Below are 20,680 nucleotides of genomic sequence, written 5' to 3'. Positions count from 1 at the left end.
ATCGCGGTTCCGGGCTTCTTTGGTTGACCGGGGGGCATGAATCAAGCCCGGCCCACAACAGGCAGAAACAGGAAAAATCGCCTTGGGCAACGGCCATCTAATTGTTTTCGCAAATGAAAAGGGCGGATCGGGGAAATCGACCACCTCGGTTCACGTCGCCGTCGCGCTCAGCGTCGCGGGCAAGCGTGTCGCCGCGGTCGATATGGATACACGCCAGCGCACGCTGGGCCGCTACCTCGAAAACCGCGCGGCGACCGTCCGCCGGACCGGACAGACGCTGCCCGTGCCCCATTTCGAAACCTTCGATCCCGCAATCGATGCCGATGCAGGGGCGCAGATCGACCGGCTGCTGAGCGAATATGAGATCGTCGTGGTCGATACGCCGGGCCGCGACGATATCTATGCACGCGCCGCGATCGAACGCGCGGACACGCTCGTCACGCCGATCAACGACAGCTTCATCGATCTCGACCTGATCGGGCAGGTCGATCCCGAAACCTTCAAGATCAAGAAGCCCAGCTTCTATGCCGAAGTGGTGTGGGATGCGCGCAAGGCCCGCGCCCGCGCCGATGGCGGCACGGTCGACTGGGTCGTCCTGCGCAACCGGCTCCAGCATCTGGAGGCGCGCAACATGCGCCGCGTGGCCGAGGCGATGGGCGATCTGGCCAAGCGCGTCGGCTTCCGCGTGATTCCCGGCCTGTCCGAACGCGTCATCTATCGCGAACTCTTCCCCAAGGGACTGACCCTGCTCGACATGGGCGCGCTGGGCGCCGAGGCGGGGCTTGCCCATATCGCCGCGCGGCAGGAACTGCGCGAGATGATCGCGGGCCTCGCGCTGTCGCAATGGCCCCAGCATCAGGCGGCTGCGCGGTGATCCTCGCGCTGCTGGCGGCACTGGGCGTCGGCTGGTGGATGTGGAAGAAGGGCGAACTGGGCCGGTTCGACATCAATGATCTCGCGATTGCGGGCTTCGCGATCGTCGGCCTGATCCTGACGGTGAAGGGCAATGAGGTTGCCGGCCCGACGATGCTGATCGGCGCCGCCATCTGGTTCGCGCGGACCTATGCGCCCGGCGGATCGAAACGCCCGCACCCGATGGGCCGCGATGAGGCGCTGCGCATCCTCGAACTCGGCCCGAATCCCGATGCCGCGGCGATCCGCGATGCGCATCGGCGGCTCGTGGCGCGGGTCCATCCCGATCGCGGCGGTTCGGCCGAGCTTGCGGCGCAGGTCAATCGGGCGCGCGATATACTCCTTTCGCGCGCGAACTGACCTGCCGCAGTTGACGACGTAACAAAGCCGCACCAATCCTTTGTGCGTTGCTTCAGTATTGGAGGTTTTCTTGACCCATCGTTTCGATCCGACGTCTTTGCGCGAATATGACATCCGCGGCATCGTCGGTAAGACGCTCGGGCCGGCGGACGCTTATGCGATCGGCCGTGGCTTCGGCACCCATATCCGCCGCGCGGGCGGCACGCGGGTCGCGGTGGGCTGGGACGGGCGCGTTTCTTCGGAATCGCTGCGCGACGAGCTGATCCGCGGCTTCGTTGAAACCGGCGTCGATGTCGTGCGCATTGGTCTCGGGCCAACGCCGATGCTCTACTTCGCCGAAGCGACGCTGGAGGTCGATGCCGGCGTGATGATCACGGGCAGCCACAATCCGGCCGAATATAACGGCTTCAAGATGGTGCTCCAGCACAAGCCCTTCTTCGGGGAACAGATCCAGGCGATCGGCAAGCTGGCGGCCGAGGGCGATTGGGAATCGGGTGAAGGCACCGTCAGCGACGCCTTCGTCGAGGATCTCTACGTCGATCGCATGGTCGAGGATTTCGGCGGCACGCTGGCGCACAAGATCGGCTGGGATAATGGCAACGGATCGGGCGGCCGCATCCTCGAAAAGCTGGTCAAGCGTCTGCCGGGTGAGCATCACCTGCTCTACCCCGAAATCGACGGCACCTTCCCGAACCACCACCCCGATCCCACGGTCGAGGATAACCTCGTCGATCTGAAGAAGCTGGTCGCCGACAAGGGGCTCGATTTCGGCATCGCCTTTGATGGTGATGCCGATCGTATCGGCGCGATCGACGGGCAGGGGCGCGTCGTTTGGGGCGACCAGATTTTGTCGATCCTCGCCGCGCCTGTCCTGAAGGAGAAGCCCGGCGCGACGATCATCGCCGACGTGAAGGCCAGCCAGGCGCTCTACGATCGGATCGCCGAACTGGGCGGCACGCCGGTGATGTGGAAGACCGGCCACAGCCTGATCAAGGTCAAGATGGCGGAGACGGACAGCCCGCTGGCGGGCGAAATGTCGGGCCACATCTTCTTCGCGTGGCGCTGGTATGGCTGCGACGACGCGCTTTATGCCGCCGTGCGCCTGATCGAGGCGATCGATGGCCTCGGCGGTTCGCTCACCGATCTCAAGTCTGCGATGCCCGAACTGGTCAACACCCCCGAAATGCGCTTCCAAGTCGATGAAAGCCGCAAGTTCGCAGTCGTCACCGAAGTTCTCGACCGGCTCGAAGCCGACGGCGCCGAGGTCAACCGCACCGATGGCGCGCGCGTGAACACCCCCGATGGCTGGTGGCTGCTCCGCGCGTCGAACACACAGGACGTCCTCGTCGCCCGCGCCGAGGCGAAGGACCAGGCGGGTCTTGATCGCCTGCTCGCGCAGATCGACGACCAGCTCGCCAAATCCGGCCTCGTCCGCGGCCCGCAGGCGGCGCACTGAGGCAGTTGACCTAACGCTACTGTCATCCCCGCGAAGGCGGGGACCCATCCAGACTCTCCGCGAGAGATGACACTGGATAGGCCCCCGCCTTTGCGGGGGTGACGGTTAGGGTAGGGCGTGCCTATCTTCCTGGAGATGCCTGCCCTTCCCCCCGCCCTTACCGATTGGTTCGCCGCCAAGGGCTGGGAGGTGCGGCGGCATCAGCGCGAGATGCTGGATGCTGCGCGTGACGGGCGCGATGCGTTGCTCGTCGCGCCGACGGGATCGGGCAAGACGCTGGCGGGGTTCCTGCCGACACTCGTCGACCTGATCGAGAACCCCCAAGACGGGTTGCACACGCTCTATGTCTCGCCACTCAAGGCGCTGGCGGTCGACATTCAGCGTAATCTGACCGGGCCGATCGAGGCGATGGGGCTCGATATCAGGGTCGAGACGCGCACCGGCGATACGCCCGCCGATCGCAAGGCGCGGCAGCGGGTGAAGCCGCCGCAGATATTGCTGACCACGCCCGAATCGCTGAGCCTTCTGCTCTCCTATCCCGAAAGCGCGACCCTGTTCGCGACGCTCAAGACCGTGGTGATCGACGAGGTTCACGCCTTCGCGACCACCAAGCGGGGCGATCTGCTCGCGCTCTCGCTCGCGCGGGTCGCCAGCCTTGCGCCCGACATGCGGCGCGTGGCTTTGTCGGCGACGATCGCCGATCCGGATGCCTATCGCGGCTGGCTGTCGGGCGACGGCGATTATGGGGCGGTCGCTCTGGTGAAGGGCGATGTCGGCGCGCGGCCGCAGATCGACATTCTCATCCCCGAAGATCGCATCCCCTGGGCCGGCCATTCGGGCCGCTATGCCGCGCAGCAGGTGATGGCGGAGATCGAGACGCACCGCACCACGATCATCTTCTGCAACACACGCAGCCTGGCCGAACTGATCTTCCAGGATCTGTGGAAGGCCAATGTGATGGGCCTGCCGATCGGCATCCACCACGGTTCGCTGTCGAAGGAGGCGCGGGCGAAGGTGGAGGGCGCGATGGCCGAGGGGCGGCTGCGGGCTTTGGTCGCGACCGCCAGCCTCGATCTGGGCGTCGACTGGGGCGATGTCGATCTGGTGATCCAGATGGGCGCGCCGAAGGGAGCGTCGCGGCTGCTCCAGCGGATCGGGCGCGCCAATCATCGGCTCGACGAGCCGAGCATGGCCGTGCTCGTCCCCGGCAATCGCTTCGAATATCTGGAAGGACGCGCGGCGCTCGATGCGATCGAGGCGGGGGAGCTGGACAATGATCCCTTCCGCCCTGGATCGATCGACGTGCTGGCCCAGCATGTCATGGCGCTCGCCTGCGCGGGGCCGTTTTTCGCCGCGGATATGCTGGCGGAGATCAACCGCGCCGCGCCTTATGCGACCTTCTCGGCCGAACAGTTCGATCGCGTGCTGAGCTATATCGCGAACGGTGGCTATGCCCTGCGCGCTTATGATCGGTTCAAGCGGCTGACGCGTGATCCCGACGGACGCTGGCGGATCAGCCACCCGCAATTTATCGCGCAGCACCGGCTCAATGCCGGGATCATCGTCGAGGCGCCGATGCTCGACGTGCGCTTCAAGAACGGGCGCAAGCTGGGCAAGGTCGAGGAGGGGTTCGCCGCGACGCTCAGCCCCGGCGACGCCTTCTTCTTCATGGGGCTGGCGCTGGAGGTCGAGAAGGTCGACGTGACCGATCTGGTCGTCCGCGCGACCGCCAAGCCCGCGCGCATCCCCACCTATGGCGGCGCGCGCATGCCGATTTCGACCCACCTTGCCGATCGCGTCCGCCATTATCTGCATGAGCCGGAGCAATGGCCACGTTTCCCGGAGGATGTGCGCGAATGGCTGGAGATGCAGGCGCGCCGATCGCGCCTGCCCGCGCCCGACGAGCTGCTGGTCGAAACCTTTCCGCATCAGGGGCGGCATTATTGGGTGATCTACAGCTTCGAAGGGTGGAATGCGCACCAGTCGCTCGGCATGTTGCTCACCCGGCGGATGGAGAGCGCGGGGCTGCTCCCCTTGGGTTTCGTCGCGTCCGACTACGCCCTCGCCTGCTATTCATTGAAGCCGGTCGAGGATCCGCGCGCCTTGTTCAATGCCGAGATTCTCGAGGACGAGTTCGTTGCCTGGGTCGAAGGATCGGCCCTGCTCAAGCGCGCTTTCCGCGAGGTGGCGGTGATCGGCGGGCTCGTCGAACGGCAGCATCCGGGTAAGAAGAAATCGGGGCGGCAGGTCACCTTCTCGACCGACCTGATCTACGATGTGCTGCGCCGTTATGAGCCCGATCATCTGCTGCTCGACGCCGCCTGGGCCGATGCGCGCGCGAAGATGACCGACGTGGGCCGGCTGGGCGCGTTGATCGAGCGTGCGGGCGCATCGATGATTCACGTGAAACTCGATCGTGTCTCCCCGCTCGCGGTGCCCGTGCTGGTGCTGATCGGTCGCGAGACGGTGGCGACCGGGCTCGCCGACGATGCGCTGCTGATCGAGGCCGAAGCGCTTGCGGCGGAGGCGATGCGCGAAAGCTGAATCATCCGTTCGTGTCGAGCGAAGTCGAGACACGTTGGCTGGGCGCGTGGGACCGTGTCTCGACTACGCTCGACACGAACGGTAGTTTTTTGGACTTAGCCGCGCATCGCGGCGAGGGCGGAGACGACCTCGGCCTGTCGCGTGACGCCCATCTTGGCCATCAGGCTTTTCAGGTGCGATCGGGTGGTCGAGATCATCGTGCCCGCCAGATCGGCGTGATCCTGCAGCGAAAGCCCGCCGAGCAGGCTGGCGCACAGCCGTTCCTCGGCCGCGGTCAGCCCGAAATGGGTCGCGGCGTCGCGCACGCGCCGCGCGGCCTCGGCGGCGGTATCGCGCACGCGGATCATCGCCAGCGGGCGGCGGCTGGGCGGATCGCGGACCGGATCGACTTCGATCGCCCAGCGGCCGACGCGCAGCAGGCTGCTCTGCCCGGCCCCGCCCTGCGTCGCGCTGCGGATCGCTGCGCCCAGGCCGTGGCCGGCGTCGATGCGCTGTTGTCCGCCGCTTTCGGTCATCCGCACCGGCGCGTCCCTCGGTGGCGCGCGGTTGAGCCAGACCACGCCGAAGCCGCGATCGGCAAGGATCGTCAGCGGTGCGCTTTCCTGCGCCAGTTCGAGGCGGGCGATATGATCGGCCTGCTGCTGCAGCCGCGCATTGGTCAGGAAGGCGCGGCGCAGCGAGGGGAGCAGCGAGTCGAGCTGCGCCTCGGCATCCTCCTCGAACGGGCCGACGCTTTGCGCGCGCTGGAAGGACAAGGCATAAGCCTGCCCCTCCAGAAAGAAATGCGCGCCCATGCAATGCACATAGTCGGCGCGCTGGCGCATATAATCGGTGTAGAATTCGCCGTTCAGGAAGCTCTTGATCGGAATGTGCGCGTCCAGGCTGTGCGCCTTGCCGGGCGACAAGGTCATGCCTTTGCCCAGCCACGGATCGATCGCGTAGAAGCGCTCGGTATAAAGCTGCTCGCTGCCCATGTCGAAACCGTAGGCGGTCATCACCTCGCCGTAGGACGGGTTCACGCGCTGGATCCAGCAGCCCTGCGTGTTCAGCACCGCCGACAGTTGCGGGCCAAGCTCCGCCATCGCCTCGGCATGCAGCCCGGCGTCGAAAATCGCGTCGTCAATCGCAGACGAAAGCATACCCCAATTCCCCGGGCGCAATCGTTGCCGATCTGGTCGCTTTCGTCCAACGAAAACTTGTAAACTCGCTGAAAACTAACGCAGATCAGTTTTTGTAGAGCGCATCGAGCCGTTCACCGTAAACCTGACGTATCGCATGACGACGCGCCTTGAGCGAGGGCGTCATCTGCTCATTTTCGATCGAGAAGGGTTCGTCGGCGATCAGGATGCGGCGCACCTTTTCGATCACCGAAAGCCCGCCATTGACCTTGTCGACCGAGGCCATCAGCGCGCGGTGGAAGGCGGGATCGGCCTTCAGCGTGTCGAGATCCTTCGGCTTCTCGTTTTCCGCCGCCCATTCGGCCATCCATTCGGGATCGGGCACGATCAGGCCGACGATATAGGGCCGCCGATCGCCCGAAACGACCGCCTGCGCGATTTCGGGCTGCAGCGTCAGCATCCCCTCGATCCGCTGCGGGGCGACATTGTCGCCCTTGTCGTTGATGATGATGTCCTTCTTGCGATCGGTGATGACGAGGCGTCCGGCCGCGTCGAGATGCCCGATATCGCCGGTGTAGAGCCAGCCATCCTTCAGCACGCGCGCCGTTTCGGCCTCGTTGCGCCAATATCCGGCCATGACGAGTTCGCCCTGTACCAATATCTCGCCATCCTCGGCGATCTTCACGGTGACGTGCTTCATCGGCGGGCCGACCGTGGACGAATCGATCCCGGCCGCCGGACGGTTGCACGAGATGACCGGCCCCGCCTCGGTCTGGCCATAGCCCTGCAGGACGGTGACGCCGAGGGCGGCGAAGAAATTGCCGACTTCGGGGTTGAGCGGCGCGCCGCCCGAAACCAGCGCCTTCACCCGCCCGCCGAACCGCTTCGACACTTTGGGCTTGAGCAGCAGGTCGATCGCGAGCTTTGCGGGGCGATCGGCGAGGCGAACGGGGCCGGTGCCCAGCGCGATCGCCTTGTTGAGCAGTTTGAGGCCCAGCCCGCCTTGCTTCTCCACCGCCTTGATCAGCCGCGCGCGGATCAGTTCGAACAGGCGGGGGACGACGACCATGATCGTCGGGCGCACCTCCTCGATATTGGCGGTCAGCTTCTCTAGGCCTTCGGCATAATAGATCTGCCCGCCCAGCCCGATCGGCAGGAATTGCCCGCCCGAATGCTCATAAGCGTGGCTCAGCGGCAGGAAGCTCAGGAACACCTCCTCGCTCGTGCCGAAATCGGCCGCGATGATGTCGATGCAGCCTTCGACGTTGAGCAGGATCGCGCCATGATGCTGGCGCACGCCGCGCGGGGCGCCGCCGGTGCCGCTGGTGTAGATCAGGCAGGCGAGGTCGGATCGCTTGAACGCCGCCGCCGCCGATCGCGCCTCACCGACATCGGCCGGGCCGGAGCACATCGCGTCGAAACCGACGCAGCGCACGCTGCTCTGCCCCAGCGGCTCCATCGGGATCACCAGTTCGCACGCGGTCGATCGCACCACGGCGGGCAGGAGGGTCTGCGCGAGCTTCGCATTGGAGACGATCGCCGCGCGCGCGCCGCTATTTTCAAGGATGTGCGCGTGATCGCGCTCGGTATTGGTGGTGTAGGTCGGCACGGTCACGCAGCCCGCCGCCATGATGCCGAGATCGGCGATGCACCAGTCGGGCCGGTTCTCGCTGACCAGCACCACGCGATCGCCGGGGTTCAGCCCTTCGGCACGCAGCGCCTTGGCGAAGGCGGCGACGCGGCGTGCAGCCTCGTTCCAGCTGATCGGGGTCCAGGCGCCATCCTGCTTGGACCAGAGGAAGGGGGCGTCGCCCTTCTCCGCCGCGCGCGTGAAGAACATCGCGACGAGGCTATCGAAGCGTTCAAATCCGGGCATGGTCTCTCCTCGTCGCCGTTCTTCAAATGACGGCGATCTATTCTGGTTCCTAGCTTATTCGGACGGGCGGTTCACCTGGTCGCCGATCGGCTTCGGTTTTACTGCCTTGCCGTCGAGCCCCATCGACACGCCTTCGCTGCGCGGATCGGCCGCACCGCGCGACGTGCCGCCGACGAACTCGATCGCATTGGCCTTCAGCCCCAGCGGCGCGACGACCACCTTTTCGCCCAGCGCCTGCAGCGCGGGCACCATCGCCTCGCGCTCCGTACCCTTTTCGGCGACGGCGTTGAGCGTGGGGGCGTAGAGCAGGCCCATCGAGATCGCGTCCTGCGCGCTCAGTTTCCAGTCGACGACGCCGATGATCGCCTTGGCGACCTGCGCGATGATGGTGGAGCCGCCCGCCGCGCCGATCGACAAGCGCACCTTGCCTTGCGGGTCATAGACGATCGTCGGCGACATTGAGCTGCGCGGGCGCTTCCCGCCCTCGACCCGGTTGGCGGCGCGATAGCCGTCTTTGACCGGGAAGAAATCGAAATCGGTCAGTTCGTTGTTCAGGAAGATGCCGTTGGTGGTCAGCCCCGATCCGAACACGCTTTCGATCGTGACCGTTGCCTGCGCCACGTTGCCGGCGGCGTCGACGACGGTCAGCGAACTGGTGCCATGTTCGGGCTGCAGATCGGCGCGGACGCGCTTGGGGGCGCCGGCGGGCATGCCCGGCTCGACGCTCGCCATCGTGCTGGTTTCGGAAATCAGCGCCGAACGCTTGGCGATATAATCCTTCGCCAGCAGCCCCGCGATCGGCACTTGCACATATTGCGGATCGCCGAGCCAGGTGTCGCGATCGGCATAAGCGAGGCGCGAGCTTTCGGCGAACAGATGCCACGCGACGGGTGAATCCTTGCCCAGCTTCGCCATGTCGAAGCGTTCGAGCTGCTTGAGGATTTCGAGCACGATCACCCCGCCCGATGCCGGCGCGCCCATCCCGCAAATCTTGTAGCCGCGATAGGTGCCGCACACCGGCTGGCCTTCGCGCGCGCTGTAGGTGGTGAGGTCGCCCGCCGTCATCTTCGATGGGTGACGCGCCGATCCGTTGACCGTGGCGACGATGTTCTGCGCGACGGGGCCGGTGTAGAAATAGCCCGGCCCGACCGTCGAAATCTTCGTATAGAGATCGGCGATCTCGGGGTTCTTCAGCACCGTGCCGACCGGCTTGGCTGTCCCGTCCGGATTCTTCAGATAATCGGTCGCCCAGGGGGTGAAGAAGCTGGCGGGCATGCGCGACACGAAATTGTAGAAACGTGGGCTTATCGCCCAGCCGTCGCGCGCATAGGTGATCGCCGGCTGGAAGAGGTCCGCCCACTTGAGCTTGCCATGTTCGCGATGCGCGGCCTCCATCAGGCGCAGTTCGCCCGGCACGCCGACACTGTGCCCGCTGTTGATCGCGTCGCGGAAGGGAAGCGGCTTGCCGTCGGCGCCGAGGAACCAGTTGCCGTCGGCCGCCGCAGGCGCGGCCTCGCGCGCATTGTAGGTCGAGACCTTCTTCGTCTTCGCATCATAATAGACCAGGAAGCCGCCGCCGCCGATGCCCGAATGGCCGGGCTCGACCACGCCCAGCGCGGCCATCACCGCCACCGCCGCATCGGCCGCCGTGCCGCCCTGCTTCAAAATCTCGATGCCCGCCGCAGCGGCGCGCGGATCGGCCGCCGACACCATCGGTTCGGCCGCGAGTGCGGGCACGGATGCGGAGATCAGGAGGGCGGCGGCAAGGAGCTTTCTCATGGAGAAAGACCCTAGCCCGCTTTGCCGCGCGGGCAAGCCTCAGGCGGTGCCGATCGCCTCGGAAATGCTCGAAAAACCGTCGCGCGCCATCAGTGCGGGCAAGGCGCGCTTGATCCGCATCGCCAGATCCGGCCCTTCATAGACGAGTGCCGAATAAATCTGGACCAGGCTCGCCCCCGCACGGATGCGCGCCCAGGCGTCGTCGGCGGTCTCGATCCCCCCCGCCGCGATCAGCGGAACGGTGCCGCCGGTCGCGCGGCGGAAGTCGCGCAGTCGTTCGAGCGCCAGTTCCTTCAGCGGCGCGCCCGAAAGCCCGCCCGTCTCGCCCGCATGCCGCGATCTCAGCGCCGGCCGGCCGATCGTAGTGTTCGATACGATCAGCCCGTCGAGCGGCCGATCGGCGAGCGCGGCGGCGATGTCGTCGATATCGGCGGGCTCCAGATCGGGCGCGACCTTGAGGAAGATCGGCGGCCCGTTCTCGCCCCGCGCCTCGCGCACCGCCGCGAGCAGTTCGTCCAGCGCGGCGCGATCCTGCAACGCGCGCAGGCCCGGCGTGTTGGGGGAGGAGATGTTGACCGTCAGATAGGTCGCGACGCCCGACATCACCCGCACGCCATTGGCATAATCGGCGATGCGATCGGTCGCGTCCTTGTTGGCGCCGATATTGACGCCGACGATGCCCGGCCGATCGCGCCGGCGCAGCAGCCGTTCATAGGCCGCCGCCTGCCCGCCATTGTTGAACCCCATCCGGTTGATGACGGCGCGGTCCTCGGCGAGTCGGAACAGGCGCGGGCGCGGATTGCCGGCCTGCGCGAAGGGGGTCAGCGTGCCCACCTCGACGAAATCGAAGCCGCGGCCCAGCATCGCATCGGGCACCTGCGCGTCCTTGTCGAACCCGGCGGCGAGGCCGATCGGCCCCGGAAAGGCGATCCCCGCCACCGACACGGCCAGCCGCGGATCGGGCGCGGGCGCGGTTCCGTTCGGCATCACACGCAGCCCGTAAATGGCCATGCAATGCGCGCGTTCGCCATCGATCTGGAACAGGAAAGGGCGGATCAGCGCATAGGTCGACATGCCAGCCGCTTAGCGGCAATTCCCGCCCGAAGGAAAGTCTCACCAAAACGGAGATGCCTCTCCCCCAAATCGGGGATGCGCGCGCACTCGATCGCGAGCAAATGAGAACCAGAAGCAGATCGTCGAATCCGTGCAATTTTTCGACGAGAAGCTTGCATAGTTAAGCGAGGCGACCCGAGGGGCGCGGCCTGTGGACGGCAGCACCCTCAACAACTGGATCCGACACGTTCGCGTGTCGGATCCAATTTTGATATGGGAATCACGGTCGCTTCGTTTGGGGGGACTGTTGATATGCCAATGATGGCGATGTTCAGGCGATTGGAGCGCGCTTCGCCCATCGGTCTGCGTCATGTCGCGCCCTCGCCCGCGCTGCGACCCTATGTGTCCAGTTTCTCGCTGTTCCACGCCGATCTGGCGGAGATCGAGGAGCCGTTGCGCGCCGATCTGCCCCAGTTGCGCTTCGTTCTGGCGGGGCAGAGCGAGGTGTCGCTGGCCGGTCGACCCGCCGAACCCCTGCTGCCGATCAGCCTGGTCGGCCCGATGATGGCCGCGGCGCGATTCCGCGCGAAGGGGCCGGTGCTGATGTTCTCGGCGACTCTGCTGCCCGCGGGCTGGGCCGCGCTCGTGCGCGAGGATGCTATGCTCTATCGCGACCGGCAGATCGATGCGACGCACATCTTCCCGTCTGCCGGCGACGTGCTCGACACGATGATGAAGCTGCCGATGGTGTCGGCGATGACCGAGGCGCTCGATCGGCTGTTGATCGGATCGCTGCCGGGGCCGCGCACGCGCACCGATCTGTCGAGCCGCTTCACTGCGATCACCGACAAATGGCTGCTGGGCGCCCCATCGCCCGAGGTTGGCGATTTGCTCGGCCAGCTCGAATTGTCGGCGCGGCAGGTCGAACGGCTGGCGGGCCGGCTCTATGGCGCGCCGCCCAAGCTGCTCGCCCGCAAATATCGCGCGCTGCGCTCGGCCTCGCTGCTGCGCCACGATCCCGCGCAGTGGCAGGCGACCGCGGCGGAGGCCTTTTACGATCAGTCGCACATGATCCGTGAAGTGCGCCATTTCACCGGCCTCACCCCGCGCCGGCTGCAGATCGACCCGCCGATCATGATGCGTTTGAGCCTCGATCGACGGAATCTCGACATACTTCCCCCGCTCGCCGCGCTCACCTAAGGGGTTGACGAGCGAGGGCGAAGCGCCCACCTGCCCAATCGGATCGAATCAGTCCGATTGAAAGGTTTTTGCGCGAGATGCGCCTGTCGAGCTTAGCCGATTATGCCGTCGTGATGTTGTCGGCCGCCGCCCGCCACGGGATTGGTGGCCGCCTGACCGCGACGAATCTGTCCGAAGAAACCGGCGTTCCGCTGCCCACCGCGCAGAAATTGATGGGGCGGCTGGCGGCGGCGGGGCTGCTCGTCTCGGCGCGCGGCACCGGCGGCGGCTTCGCGCTGGCGCGCGATCCGGCGGCGATCAGCCTGGCCGATATCGTCGAGGCGGTTGAAGGGCCGATCGCGATGACGGCGTGCGTCGACGATCATCGCCACGATTGCGGGCTGGAAAGCGCGTGCCGGGTCAAGCCGCACTGGGGCGTCGTCAACGACACGATCCGCGGCGCGCTGGGCGGGGTCAGCCTCGAAACGCTGTCCGGGGTGCAGCCGGTGGAGGCGTCGGCATGAGCGACGTCCGTAACGCCGAAGCGCAGGCCGCCGCTGATCGCGCGTCGACCTACGAATGGGGCTTCACCAGCGATATCGAGCAGGATTTCGCGCCGAAGGGCCTGTCCGAAGACACCGTCCGTTTCATCTCCGCCAAGAAGAACGAACCGGAATGGATGTTGGAGTGGCGGCTCAAGGCCTATCGCCACTGGCTGACGATGACGCCGCCCGACTGGGCGAAGCTGAACGTGCCGCCGATCGATTATCAGGACGCCTATTATTACGCCGAACCGCGTAAGAAGGAGGGGCCGGCGAGCCTCGACGAGGTCGATCCCGAAATCCTGAAGGTGTACGAAAAGCTCGGCATCCCGATTGAGGAGCAGAAGGTGCTCGCGGGCGTCGAGGGCAGCCGCAAGGTCGCGGTCGATGCGGTGTTCGACAGTGTGTCGGTCGCCACCACCTTCCGCGCGGAGCTGGAAAAGGCCGGAGTCATCTTCCGTTCGATTTCGGAAGCGATCCGCGAATATCCGGATCTGGTGAAGCGCTGGCTGGGCAAGGTCGTGCCGATGCACGACAACTATTTCGCCACGCTCAACTGCGCGGTCTTTTCGGACGGCACCTTCGTGTACATTCCGGAGGGTGTTCGCTGCCCGATGGAGCTGTCGACCTATTTCCGCATCAACGCGGAAAATACCGGCCAGTTCGAACGCACGTTGATCGTCGCCGACAAGGGTTCGCACGTCAGCTATCTTGAAGGCTGCACCGCGCCGATGCGTGACGAGAACCAGCTGCACGCCGCGGTGGTCGAACTGGTCGCGCTGGACGATGCCGAGATCAAATATTCGACCGTCCAGAACTGGTATCCGGGCGACGCCGAAGGGCGCGGCGGCATCTACAATTTCGTCACCAAGCGTGCGCTGTGCCAGGGCAGGAACAGCAAGGTGTCGTGGACGCAGGTCGAAACCGGATCGGCGATCACCTGGAAATATCCCAGCTGCGTGCTGGCGGGCGAGAACAGCGTCGGCGAATTTTATTCGGTCGCGGTGACCAACAATCGTCAGCAGGCCGATACCGGCACCAAGATGATCCACCTCGGCAAGAATACGAAGTCGACTATCGTGTCGAAGGGCATTTCGGCCGGGCGCAGCGACAACACCTATCGCGGGCTGGTGCGTGTCGCCCCGACCGCCGAGGGTGCGCGCAATTTCACCCAGTGCGACAGCCTGCTGCTGGGCAGCACCTGCGGCGCGCACACCGTCCCCTATATCGAGGTGCGCAATCCGTCGGCGCAGATCGAGCATGAGGCGACGACCAGCAAGATCAGCGACGACCAGCTCTTCTACGCCATGTCGCGCGGGCTGGATCAGGAGGCCTCGGTTGCCCTGATCGTCAATGGCTTCGCGAAGGAAGTGCTGCAGCAACTCCCGATGGAGTTCGCGGTCGAGGCGCAGAAGCTGCTGGGCATTTCGCTCGAAGGTTCGGTCGGATGACCATCACCCATCACGTCATGCCGGATCAAGTCCGGGGTGACGAAGTAGAGACCAAGGGACTGTGACAGAGCAGATGCTCAAAATTGAAAACCTCCACGCCGAAGTCGATGGCAAGGCGATCCTCAAGGGGCTGTCGCTCACGATCAATCCGGGCGAGATCCACGCGATCATGGGGCCGAACGGGGCCGGCAAATCGACGCTGAGCTACACGCTCGCGGGGCGGCCCGGCTATGACGTGACCGAGGGCGAGGTGACCTTCGACGGGCAGGATCTGCTCGATCTCGAACCGCATGAGCGCGCGGCCGCCGGCCTGTTCCTGGGCTTCCAGTACCCGGTCGAGATTCCGGGCGTCTCCAACGTTCAGTTCCTGCGCGAGGCGCTCAATGCGCAGCGCAAGAAGCGTGGCGAGGATGCGCTGTCGGGCGGCGATTTCCTGAAGCGCGCCAAACGCCAAGCGGACGAACTGGGCCTGAGCATGGACATGCTCAAGCGCCCGGTGAATGTCGGCTTTTCGGGCGGCGAGAAGAAGCGCAACGAAATGGTGCAGATGGGGATCATCGATCCCAAGCTCGCGATCCTCGACGAGACCGATTCCGGCCTCGACATCGATGCGCTGCGCACCGTTGGCCACGGCATCAACACGATCATGCGCAAGCCCGACAAGGCGGTGCTGCTGATCACCCACTATCAGCGGCTGCTCGATTATGTGAAGCCCGACTTCGTCCACGTCCTCGCGGGCGGGCGGATCGTGCGCACCGGCGGCGCGGAGCTTGCGCTCGAACTGGAGCGTGAGGGCTATAAGGACATTGCGGCGTGACGAGCCTGCCTTCCCGGCATGACGAGGCGTGGCGCTATAGCGATATCGACGCGCTCGCCCGCGTCTGGCCGATCGCGACCGAGACGATCCACGTAGCGGCGGGCGAAAGCGCCACGCGCCAGTTGATCCGCAACGCCGGCGGCGACGCGGTCGAGGTGCGCGACTTCGCGATCACCGTCGAGGCGGGTGCGCGGCTCGATCTTCACATCCTCAATGCGGGCGGTGCTTATGGCCGCTTCGCGCTCGATATCACGCTGGGCGAAGGCGCCGAGTTCCATCTGGGCGGTGTCCAGATCGGCGGGGGCACTGCGACGCTGGAGATCGTGACGGTGATGCGCCACACGGCGCCCGGCGCGGTCAGCCGGCAGATCGTCCGATCCGTGCTCGGCGACAAGGCGACCGGCACCTATCTCGGCAAGGTCGCCGTCGCGCGCGATGCGCAGCACACCGACAGCACCCAGTCGGTCAAGGCGATGCTGCTGGCGCGCACCGCGACCGCCAATGCCAAGCCCGAACTCGAAATCTTCGCCGACGACGTGAAGTGCGCGCATGGCGCGGCGGTCGGCGAACTCGACGCGCAGGCTTTGTTCTATCTGATGAGCCGCGGCATTCCCCCGGTCGAGGCGAAGCGGCTGATGCTGCAGGCGTTCATTGCCGAAGTGTTCGTCGACGTCGCCGACGATGCGGCGCGCGAGGCACTCGAAGCCGCCGCGCTCTCCGCGCTGGAGCAGCTGCAATGAACGCCTGGGCAAAGGACTTCCCGGCCATCCCCGAGGGCTGGCACTATCTCGATACCGCCGCGACCGCACAGAAGCCGCGGCAGGTGATCGACGCGATCGAGCGGGCTTATGCGCGCGATTATGCGACCGTGCATCGCGGGGTCTATCGCCGCTCGGCCGACATGACGATCGCTTATGAGGCCGCCCGCGCCCGCGTCGCGCGTTTCCTCAACGCCGCTTCGGCCGACGAAGTCGTTTTCGTGCGCGGCGCGACCGAGGCGATCAACCTCGTCGCGCAAAGCTGGGGCGTCGCCAATCTCAAGGCCGGCGATCGCATCCTCGTTTCGCAGCTTGAGCATCATTCGAACATCGTGCCGTGGCAGATCATTCAGGATCGCACCGGCGTGGAAATCGACGTCTGCCCGCTCACCGAGGACGGCAAGATCGATCTCGACGCCGCAGAGGCGATGCTGACCGAGGCGCACAAGCTCGTGGCCTTTGCGCATGTCTCGAACGTGCTCGGCTCGGTTCTCGATGCAAAGCGCGCGACCGAACTCGCGCACCGCGTGGGCGCGAAGATCCTGATCGACGGATGCCAGGCGGTGCCGCGCATCGGCGCGGACGTGCAGGCGATCGGCTGCGACTTCTACGTTTTCTCGGGCCACAAGCTCTACGGGCCGACCGGGATCGGTGCGCTGTGGGCGAAGGGCGACATCCTGAACGCGATGCCGCCGTGGCAGGGGGGCGGATCGATGATCGATCGCGTCACCTTCGCGAAGACGACCTGGGCGCCAGCCCCGCAGCGTTTCGAGGCGGGGACGCCCAACATCGTCGGCGCGCTCGGCCTCCACGCCGCGATCGATTATGTCGAAGGGATCGGCCTGCCGCTGATCCACGCGCACGAAGCCGCGCTGGTAAAGGCGGCGCGTGAAGCGCTGGGCGCGATCAACAGCGTCAAGCTGTTCGGGCCGGCGGATTCGGCGGGGATCGTCTCCTTCGCGATCGAGGGGGTGCATCCGCACGACATCGGCACCATATTGGACGAAGGCGGGGTGGCGATCCGGGCCGGGCATCATTGCGCCCAGCCCTTGATGGAGCATCTCGACATTCCCGCCACGGCGCGCGCGAGCTTCGGCATTCACAATGACGAGGCCGACGTTGCGGCGCTGGCGAAGGGCATCGAACGCGTGACACGGATTTTCGGATGATGGACGAGCAGGAACCGGTGAAGGTCGAGGAAGTCGAGGCGGTGGCATCGCCCCCCAAGGCGCGTGTCGATCAGGTCGAAGAAGCGGCCCCGCGCCAGCGCGACTATCTCGGCGATTTTCTCGCGGAAAAGCCCAAGCCCCTGTCGGGGCATGAGCCGGGCGGCGATCTCTATGAGGGCGTGATCGACGCGCTCAAGGAAATCTACGATCCCGAAATCCCGGTGAACATCTACGAACTGGGGCTGATCTACGGGGTCGACATCACCACCGACGGCCATGCCGCGGTCACCATGACGCTCACGACGCCGCACTGCCCGGTTGCGGAATCGATGCCGGGCGAAGTCGAACTGCGCGTCGGCGCGGTGCCGGGGATCGGATCGGCCGAGGTCAACCTCGTCTGGGATCCGCCGTGGGATCCGCAGAAGATGTCGGACGAAGCCAAGCTCGAACTGGGGATGTTGTGATGACCACGACCACTCGTGCCCGCCCTGCCGCGCTCACCCTCACCGCTTCCGCCGAAGCGCGCATCGCGCATCTGATGGCGCAGGCGCCCGCCGACGCGATCGGCGTCAAGCTGTCGACCCCGCGTCGCGGGTGCTCGGGCCTTGCCTATTCGGTCGATTACGTCACCGAAGCGGACGCCTTCGACGAAAAGATCGAGACCCCCGGCGGCACCTTCTATGTCGATGGCGCGTCGGTGCTCTACCTGATCGGTTCGGTGATGGACTGGGTCGAGGACGACTTTACGGCCGGCTTCGTGTTCCAGAACCCGAACGCCAAGGGCAGCTGCGGCTGCGGCGAGAGCTTTACGGTCTGACTTCAAAATCCTCCCCGACACGGGGAGGTGGCATGCCGCAGGCATGACGGAGGGGGCAGGAGGCCGGGCGGATCGCCTGTGACGATCCCCCTCCACCGCTTCGCGGTCCCCCTCCCCGTACCGGGGAGGATCAAATTGCCTTTCCCGTCGCCCTCCCCCAATATGCCCGCATGGCAAGCCTTCCCGCCGCGACACGCGAGCTGACCGTCCGGGGTATCGTCCTCGGCATCCTCATCACCTTCGTCTTCACATCGGCGAACGTCTATCTGGGCCTCAAGGTCGGTCTGACCTTCGCGACGTCGATCCCGGCGGCGGTGATATCGATGGCGGTGCTGCGCTTCGTGCGCAACGCCACGATCCACGAGAATAATATCGTTCAGACGGTCGCGTCGGCGGCGGGGTGCATCGCGTCGGTGATCTTCGTCCTGCCCGGCCTGATCATGGTCGGCTGGTGGCAGGGCTTCCCCTTCTGGCAGACGTTCCTGCTGTGCGCATCGGGCGGGATGATGGGCGTGGTCCTCTCGGTGCCGCTGCGCCGCGCGCTCGTGACCGGATCGGATCTGCCCTATCCCGAAGGCGTCGCCGCGGCCGAAGTGCTGCGCGTCGGCACGCAGACGCGCGAGGGCGCGGAAGAGAGCCGGGTCGGCCTGCGCGTCATCCTCGTCAGCTCGCTCGCCTCGATCGGCTTCGCGATCCTTTCGGCCACCAAGCTGGTCGCGGCGGAGGCGGCGACATGGTTCCGCATCGGGGGCACGAGCGCCGCGACGGGTCTCTGGGGCTCGCTCAGCTTCGCTTTGCTCGGCGCAGGGCATCTCGTCGGGCTGTCGGTCGGCATGGCGATGCTGCTCGGCCTCGTCATCGCCTTCGGGATCGCGACCCCGATCCTGAGCTTCATCGCCGCCACGCCGGGCGAAGCCGCCGATGCTGCTTTGGGCGCGTGGAGCGGACAGGTGCGCTTCCTGGGCGCGGGCGTGATCGGCGCGGCGGCGATCTGGACCCTGGGTCAGCTCGTCCGCCCGATCTGGAACGGACTGATGGCGGCGGCCGCTGCCTCCAAGGCGCGCAAGAATTCGGCCGAACTCCTCCCGATCGAAGAACGCGATCTGCCGGTTGGCTGGATGGGCGTGATCACCCTCGTCACCGCGCTGCCGATCGTCGGGCTGCTCTGGCATTTCGTCGCGCAGGGGCCGCTCTCGGCCTATGCGATCCCGCTGTCGTTGGGCTTCTGGCTCTACGTCCTGCTCGCGGGCGCGTTCGTCGCGGCGGTGTGCGGCTATATGGCGGGGCTGATCGGATCGTCGAACAGCCCGGTCTCGGGCCTCGCCATCCTGGCGGTGCTGGGGTCGGCGGTGCTGCTGGCGGTCGCCGTCCGCCCGCTGGTGAATGGCGATGCGGTGCCGCAGCTTGTCGCTTTCGCCTTGTTCGTGACCAGCTTCGTTCTTGCCTGCGCGGTGATCGCCAACGACAATCTGCAGGATCTCAAGACCGGCCAGCTGATCGGCGCGACGCCGTGGAAGCAGCAGGTGGCCCTGATGGTCGGCACGATCGCGGGCGCGGCGGTGATCCCACCGATCCTCGATCTGCTCAACGGCGCTTATGGCTTCGCGCCGCTGCCGGGCGTGGCGGGCGATCCGCGCGATCCCCTGCCCGCCCCGCAGGCGACTTTGATCTCCACGCTGGCACGCGGCGTGCTGGGCGCGGGTGATATTCCCTGGAACATGGTGGGCATCGGCGCAGTGCTGGGCCTCGCGCTCGTAGCGCTCGATGGTGTGATGGGGCGCAAGGGTTGGTTGCGTCTTTCGCCGCTTGCGGTCGGCATCGGTATCTATCTGCCGATGTCGGTGACTTTGCCGGTCGTGATCGGCGCGCTGATCGGCCACTATTACGAACGTAAGCGCCCCGATCCGATCTCGCAGCGCATGGGCGTGCTGCTCGCTTCGGGTTTCATCGTCGGCGAAAGCCTGTTCGGGGTGCTGCTCGCGGGCCTGATCGTCGGCACCGACAGCGGATCGCCGCTCGCCCTGATCGGCGAAGGCCATGAAGGCGTGACGATGGCGGCGGGCACCTTGCTGGTCGTCGCGATGCTGGCGGGTCTCTATCGCTGGACGGCGCGCGCCGCCGATCGCGCGGCCGCGGCCTGATGATCCCCACCGGATTGCTGGGCGGCAGTTTCAACCCCGCGCATCGCGGCCACCGCCATATCAGCCTGCACGCGCTGGACGCGATGGGGCTGGAGGAGGTGTGGTGGCTCGTCTCCCCCGGCAATCCGCTGAAGGCCGGCGCATCGGACATGGCGCCGATGGCCGCGCGCTATGCCTCCGCCCGCAAGATGGCCGCGCGCGCGAAAATCCGCCCCACCACGATCGAGGCGCGGCTGGGCACACGCTACACCGCCGATACGCTGAAGAAACTGGTGCGCCGTTTCCCCAACCGCCGATTCGTGTGGATCATGGGGGCGGACAATCTGGTCCAGTTTCACAAGTGGCGTGATTGGCGGACTATCGCGCGGACGGTCACCATTGCCGTGATCGCGCGACCGGAGTATGATGGCCCTGCCCGCGCTTCGAGGGCGATGGGTTGGCTGCGGCGCTTCGTCCGGCCCGCAAGTCAGGCAAGGCAGTGGACGACGTGGAGTCCGCCCGCGCTCGTGTTGTTGCGCTTTTATCCCGATCCCGCGTCGGCGACGCAGTTGAGGGCGGCCAACCCGCGCTGGCATCTGTCATATAATCAGAAGGGTCCCGACGGTGCCGCCGCGCCGCCGATCCCGGTACATCAGGAGGCACATTGACCGCCCAAAGTAGCATCGAGCCCCCGGCTCCGAACGAGCCCGCTCATGATGCCGACCCGAT

At 66.0% G+C, this 20,680-nt stretch carries 18 protein-coding genes; 14 read left to right on the top strand and 4 right to left on the bottom strand.

Annotated features, from left to right (window positions below):
- Nucleotides 1-82 precede the first annotated feature (82 nt).
- The 4 genes from EOD43_RS01160 to EOD43_RS01145 all read left to right on the top strand — a co-directional run bounded on the left by EOD43_RS01160 (nucleotide 83) and on the right by EOD43_RS01145 (nucleotide 5,272).
- The gene (locus EOD43_RS01160; RefSeq protein ID WP_127740292.1) at nucleotides 83-874 is read left to right on the top strand and encodes a division plane positioning ATPase MipZ; all 792 of its coding nucleotides are present in this window, start codon (nucleotides 83-85) and stop codon (nucleotides 872-874) included.
- Nucleotides 871-1,272, top strand: a complete 402-nt coding sequence (locus EOD43_RS01155; RefSeq protein ID WP_127744566.1) for a J domain-containing protein — start codon at nucleotides 871-873, stop codon at nucleotides 1,270-1,272. The genes EOD43_RS01160 and EOD43_RS01155 overlap by 4 nt, the downstream gene beginning before the upstream one ends.
- Nucleotides 1,273-1,342: 70 nt before the next feature.
- Nucleotides 1,343-2,728 carry a phosphoglucomutase/phosphomannomutase PgmG gene (pgmG, locus tag EOD43_RS01150; protein ID WP_127740290.1) on the top strand — a complete coding sequence of 462 codons (1,386 nt, stop codon included), beginning with the start codon at nucleotides 1,343-1,345 and terminating at the stop codon, nucleotides 2,726-2,728.
- Nucleotides 2,729-2,863: 135 nt separating this feature from the next.
- Complete coding sequence (locus EOD43_RS01145) at nucleotides 2,864-5,272, top strand: ligase-associated DNA damage response DEXH box helicase (protein WP_127740288.1); 2,409 nt, start codon at nucleotides 2,864-2,866, stop codon at nucleotides 5,270-5,272.
- A gap of 95 nt (nucleotides 5,273-5,367) precedes the next feature.
- Here the strand turns inward: EOD43_RS01145 and EOD43_RS01140 are convergent, their stop codons facing one another.
- From EOD43_RS01140 to EOD43_RS01125, 4 genes are all read right to left on the bottom strand, one after another.
- On the bottom strand, nucleotides 5,368-6,411 hold the full coding sequence (locus EOD43_RS01140) for a helix-turn-helix transcriptional regulator (protein ID WP_127740286.1): 1,044 nt from the start codon (nucleotides 6,409-6,411) through the stop codon (nucleotides 5,368-5,370).
- A gap of 85 nt (nucleotides 6,412-6,496) precedes the next feature.
- Complete coding sequence (locus EOD43_RS01135; RefSeq protein WP_127740284.1) at nucleotides 6,497-8,266, bottom strand: AMP-dependent synthetase/ligase; 1,770 nt, start codon at nucleotides 8,264-8,266, stop codon at nucleotides 6,497-6,499.
- Between the two features lie 54 nt (nucleotides 8,267-8,320).
- Nucleotides 8,321-10,045 (bottom strand): gamma-glutamyltransferase, encoded by a 1,725-nt coding sequence (gene ggt / locus EOD43_RS01130; protein WP_240653035.1) that lies wholly within the window; start codon nucleotides 10,043-10,045, stop codon nucleotides 8,321-8,323.
- A 39-nt stretch (nucleotides 10,046-10,084) separates the two neighbouring features.
- Entirely contained in the window at nucleotides 10,085-11,119 is a 1,035-nt protein-coding gene (locus EOD43_RS01125; RefSeq protein ID WP_127740282.1) for a quinone-dependent dihydroorotate dehydrogenase, read from the bottom strand.
- 297 nt (nucleotides 11,120-11,416) lie between these two features.
- Here EOD43_RS01125 and EOD43_RS01120 point away from each other — a divergent pair, with 297 nt between their 5' ends.
- The 10 genes from EOD43_RS01120 to EOD43_RS01075 all read left to right on the top strand — a co-directional run bounded on the left by EOD43_RS01120 (nucleotide 11,417) and on the right by EOD43_RS01075 (nucleotide 20,619).
- Nucleotides 11,417-12,298, top strand: a complete 882-nt coding sequence (locus EOD43_RS01120) for a helix-turn-helix domain-containing protein (protein ID WP_164857052.1) — start codon at nucleotides 11,417-11,419, stop codon at nucleotides 12,296-12,298.
- A 77-nt stretch (nucleotides 12,299-12,375) separates the two neighbouring features.
- Nucleotides 12,376-12,801 (top strand): SUF system Fe-S cluster assembly regulator, encoded by a 426-nt coding sequence (locus tag EOD43_RS01115; RefSeq protein ID WP_127740278.1) that lies wholly within the window; start codon nucleotides 12,376-12,378, stop codon nucleotides 12,799-12,801.
- The gene (sufB, locus tag EOD43_RS01110) at nucleotides 12,798-14,270 is read left to right on the top strand and encodes a Fe-S cluster assembly protein SufB (RefSeq protein WP_127740277.1); all 1,473 of its coding nucleotides are present in this window, start codon (nucleotides 12,798-12,800) and stop codon (nucleotides 14,268-14,270) included. Before EOD43_RS01115 ends, sufB begins: the two co-directional genes overlap by 4 nt.
- A gap of 73 nt (nucleotides 14,271-14,343) precedes the next feature.
- Complete coding sequence (sufC, locus tag EOD43_RS01105; protein ID WP_127740275.1) at nucleotides 14,344-15,087, top strand: Fe-S cluster assembly ATPase SufC; 744 nt, start codon at nucleotides 14,344-14,346, stop codon at nucleotides 15,085-15,087.
- Nucleotides 15,084-15,827, top strand: a complete 744-nt coding sequence (locus EOD43_RS01100; protein WP_127740273.1) for a SufD family Fe-S cluster assembly protein — start codon at nucleotides 15,084-15,086, stop codon at nucleotides 15,825-15,827. The genes sufC and EOD43_RS01100 overlap by 4 nt, the downstream gene beginning before the upstream one ends.
- Complete coding sequence (locus EOD43_RS01095; RefSeq protein ID WP_127740271.1) at nucleotides 15,824-17,014, top strand: cysteine desulfurase; 1,191 nt, start codon at nucleotides 15,824-15,826, stop codon at nucleotides 17,012-17,014. The genes EOD43_RS01100 and EOD43_RS01095 overlap by 4 nt, the downstream gene beginning before the upstream one ends.
- Complete coding sequence (locus tag EOD43_RS01090) at nucleotides 17,014-17,478, top strand: SUF system Fe-S cluster assembly protein (RefSeq protein ID WP_127744564.1); 465 nt, start codon at nucleotides 17,014-17,016, stop codon at nucleotides 17,476-17,478. Before EOD43_RS01095 ends, EOD43_RS01090 begins: the two co-directional genes overlap by 1 nt.
- Nucleotides 17,478-17,831: a HesB/IscA family protein gene (locus EOD43_RS01085; protein WP_127740269.1), complete on the top strand. Its 354-nt coding sequence runs from the start codon at nucleotides 17,478-17,480 to the stop codon at nucleotides 17,829-17,831. The genes EOD43_RS01090 and EOD43_RS01085 overlap by 1 nt, the downstream gene beginning before the upstream one ends.
- 170 nt (nucleotides 17,832-18,001) lie before the next feature.
- Complete coding sequence (locus EOD43_RS01080; protein ID WP_127740267.1) at nucleotides 18,002-19,972, top strand: OPT family oligopeptide transporter; 1,971 nt, start codon at nucleotides 18,002-18,004, stop codon at nucleotides 19,970-19,972.
- Complete coding sequence (locus EOD43_RS01075; RefSeq protein WP_127740265.1) at nucleotides 19,972-20,619, top strand: nicotinate-nucleotide adenylyltransferase; 648 nt, start codon at nucleotides 19,972-19,974, stop codon at nucleotides 20,617-20,619. Before EOD43_RS01080 ends, EOD43_RS01075 begins: the two co-directional genes overlap by 1 nt.
- Nucleotides 20,620-20,680: the final 61 nt, after the last annotated feature.

The sequence above is a fragment of the Sphingomonas crocodyli genome, from assembly GCF_004005865.1.
Classification (GTDB): Bacteria; Pseudomonadota; Alphaproteobacteria; order Sphingomonadales; family Sphingomonadaceae; genus Rhizorhabdus; species Rhizorhabdus crocodyli.
The sequence above is the reverse complement of the archived record's forward strand: the minus strand, read 5'-3'. Positions and strand labels throughout refer to the sequence as shown.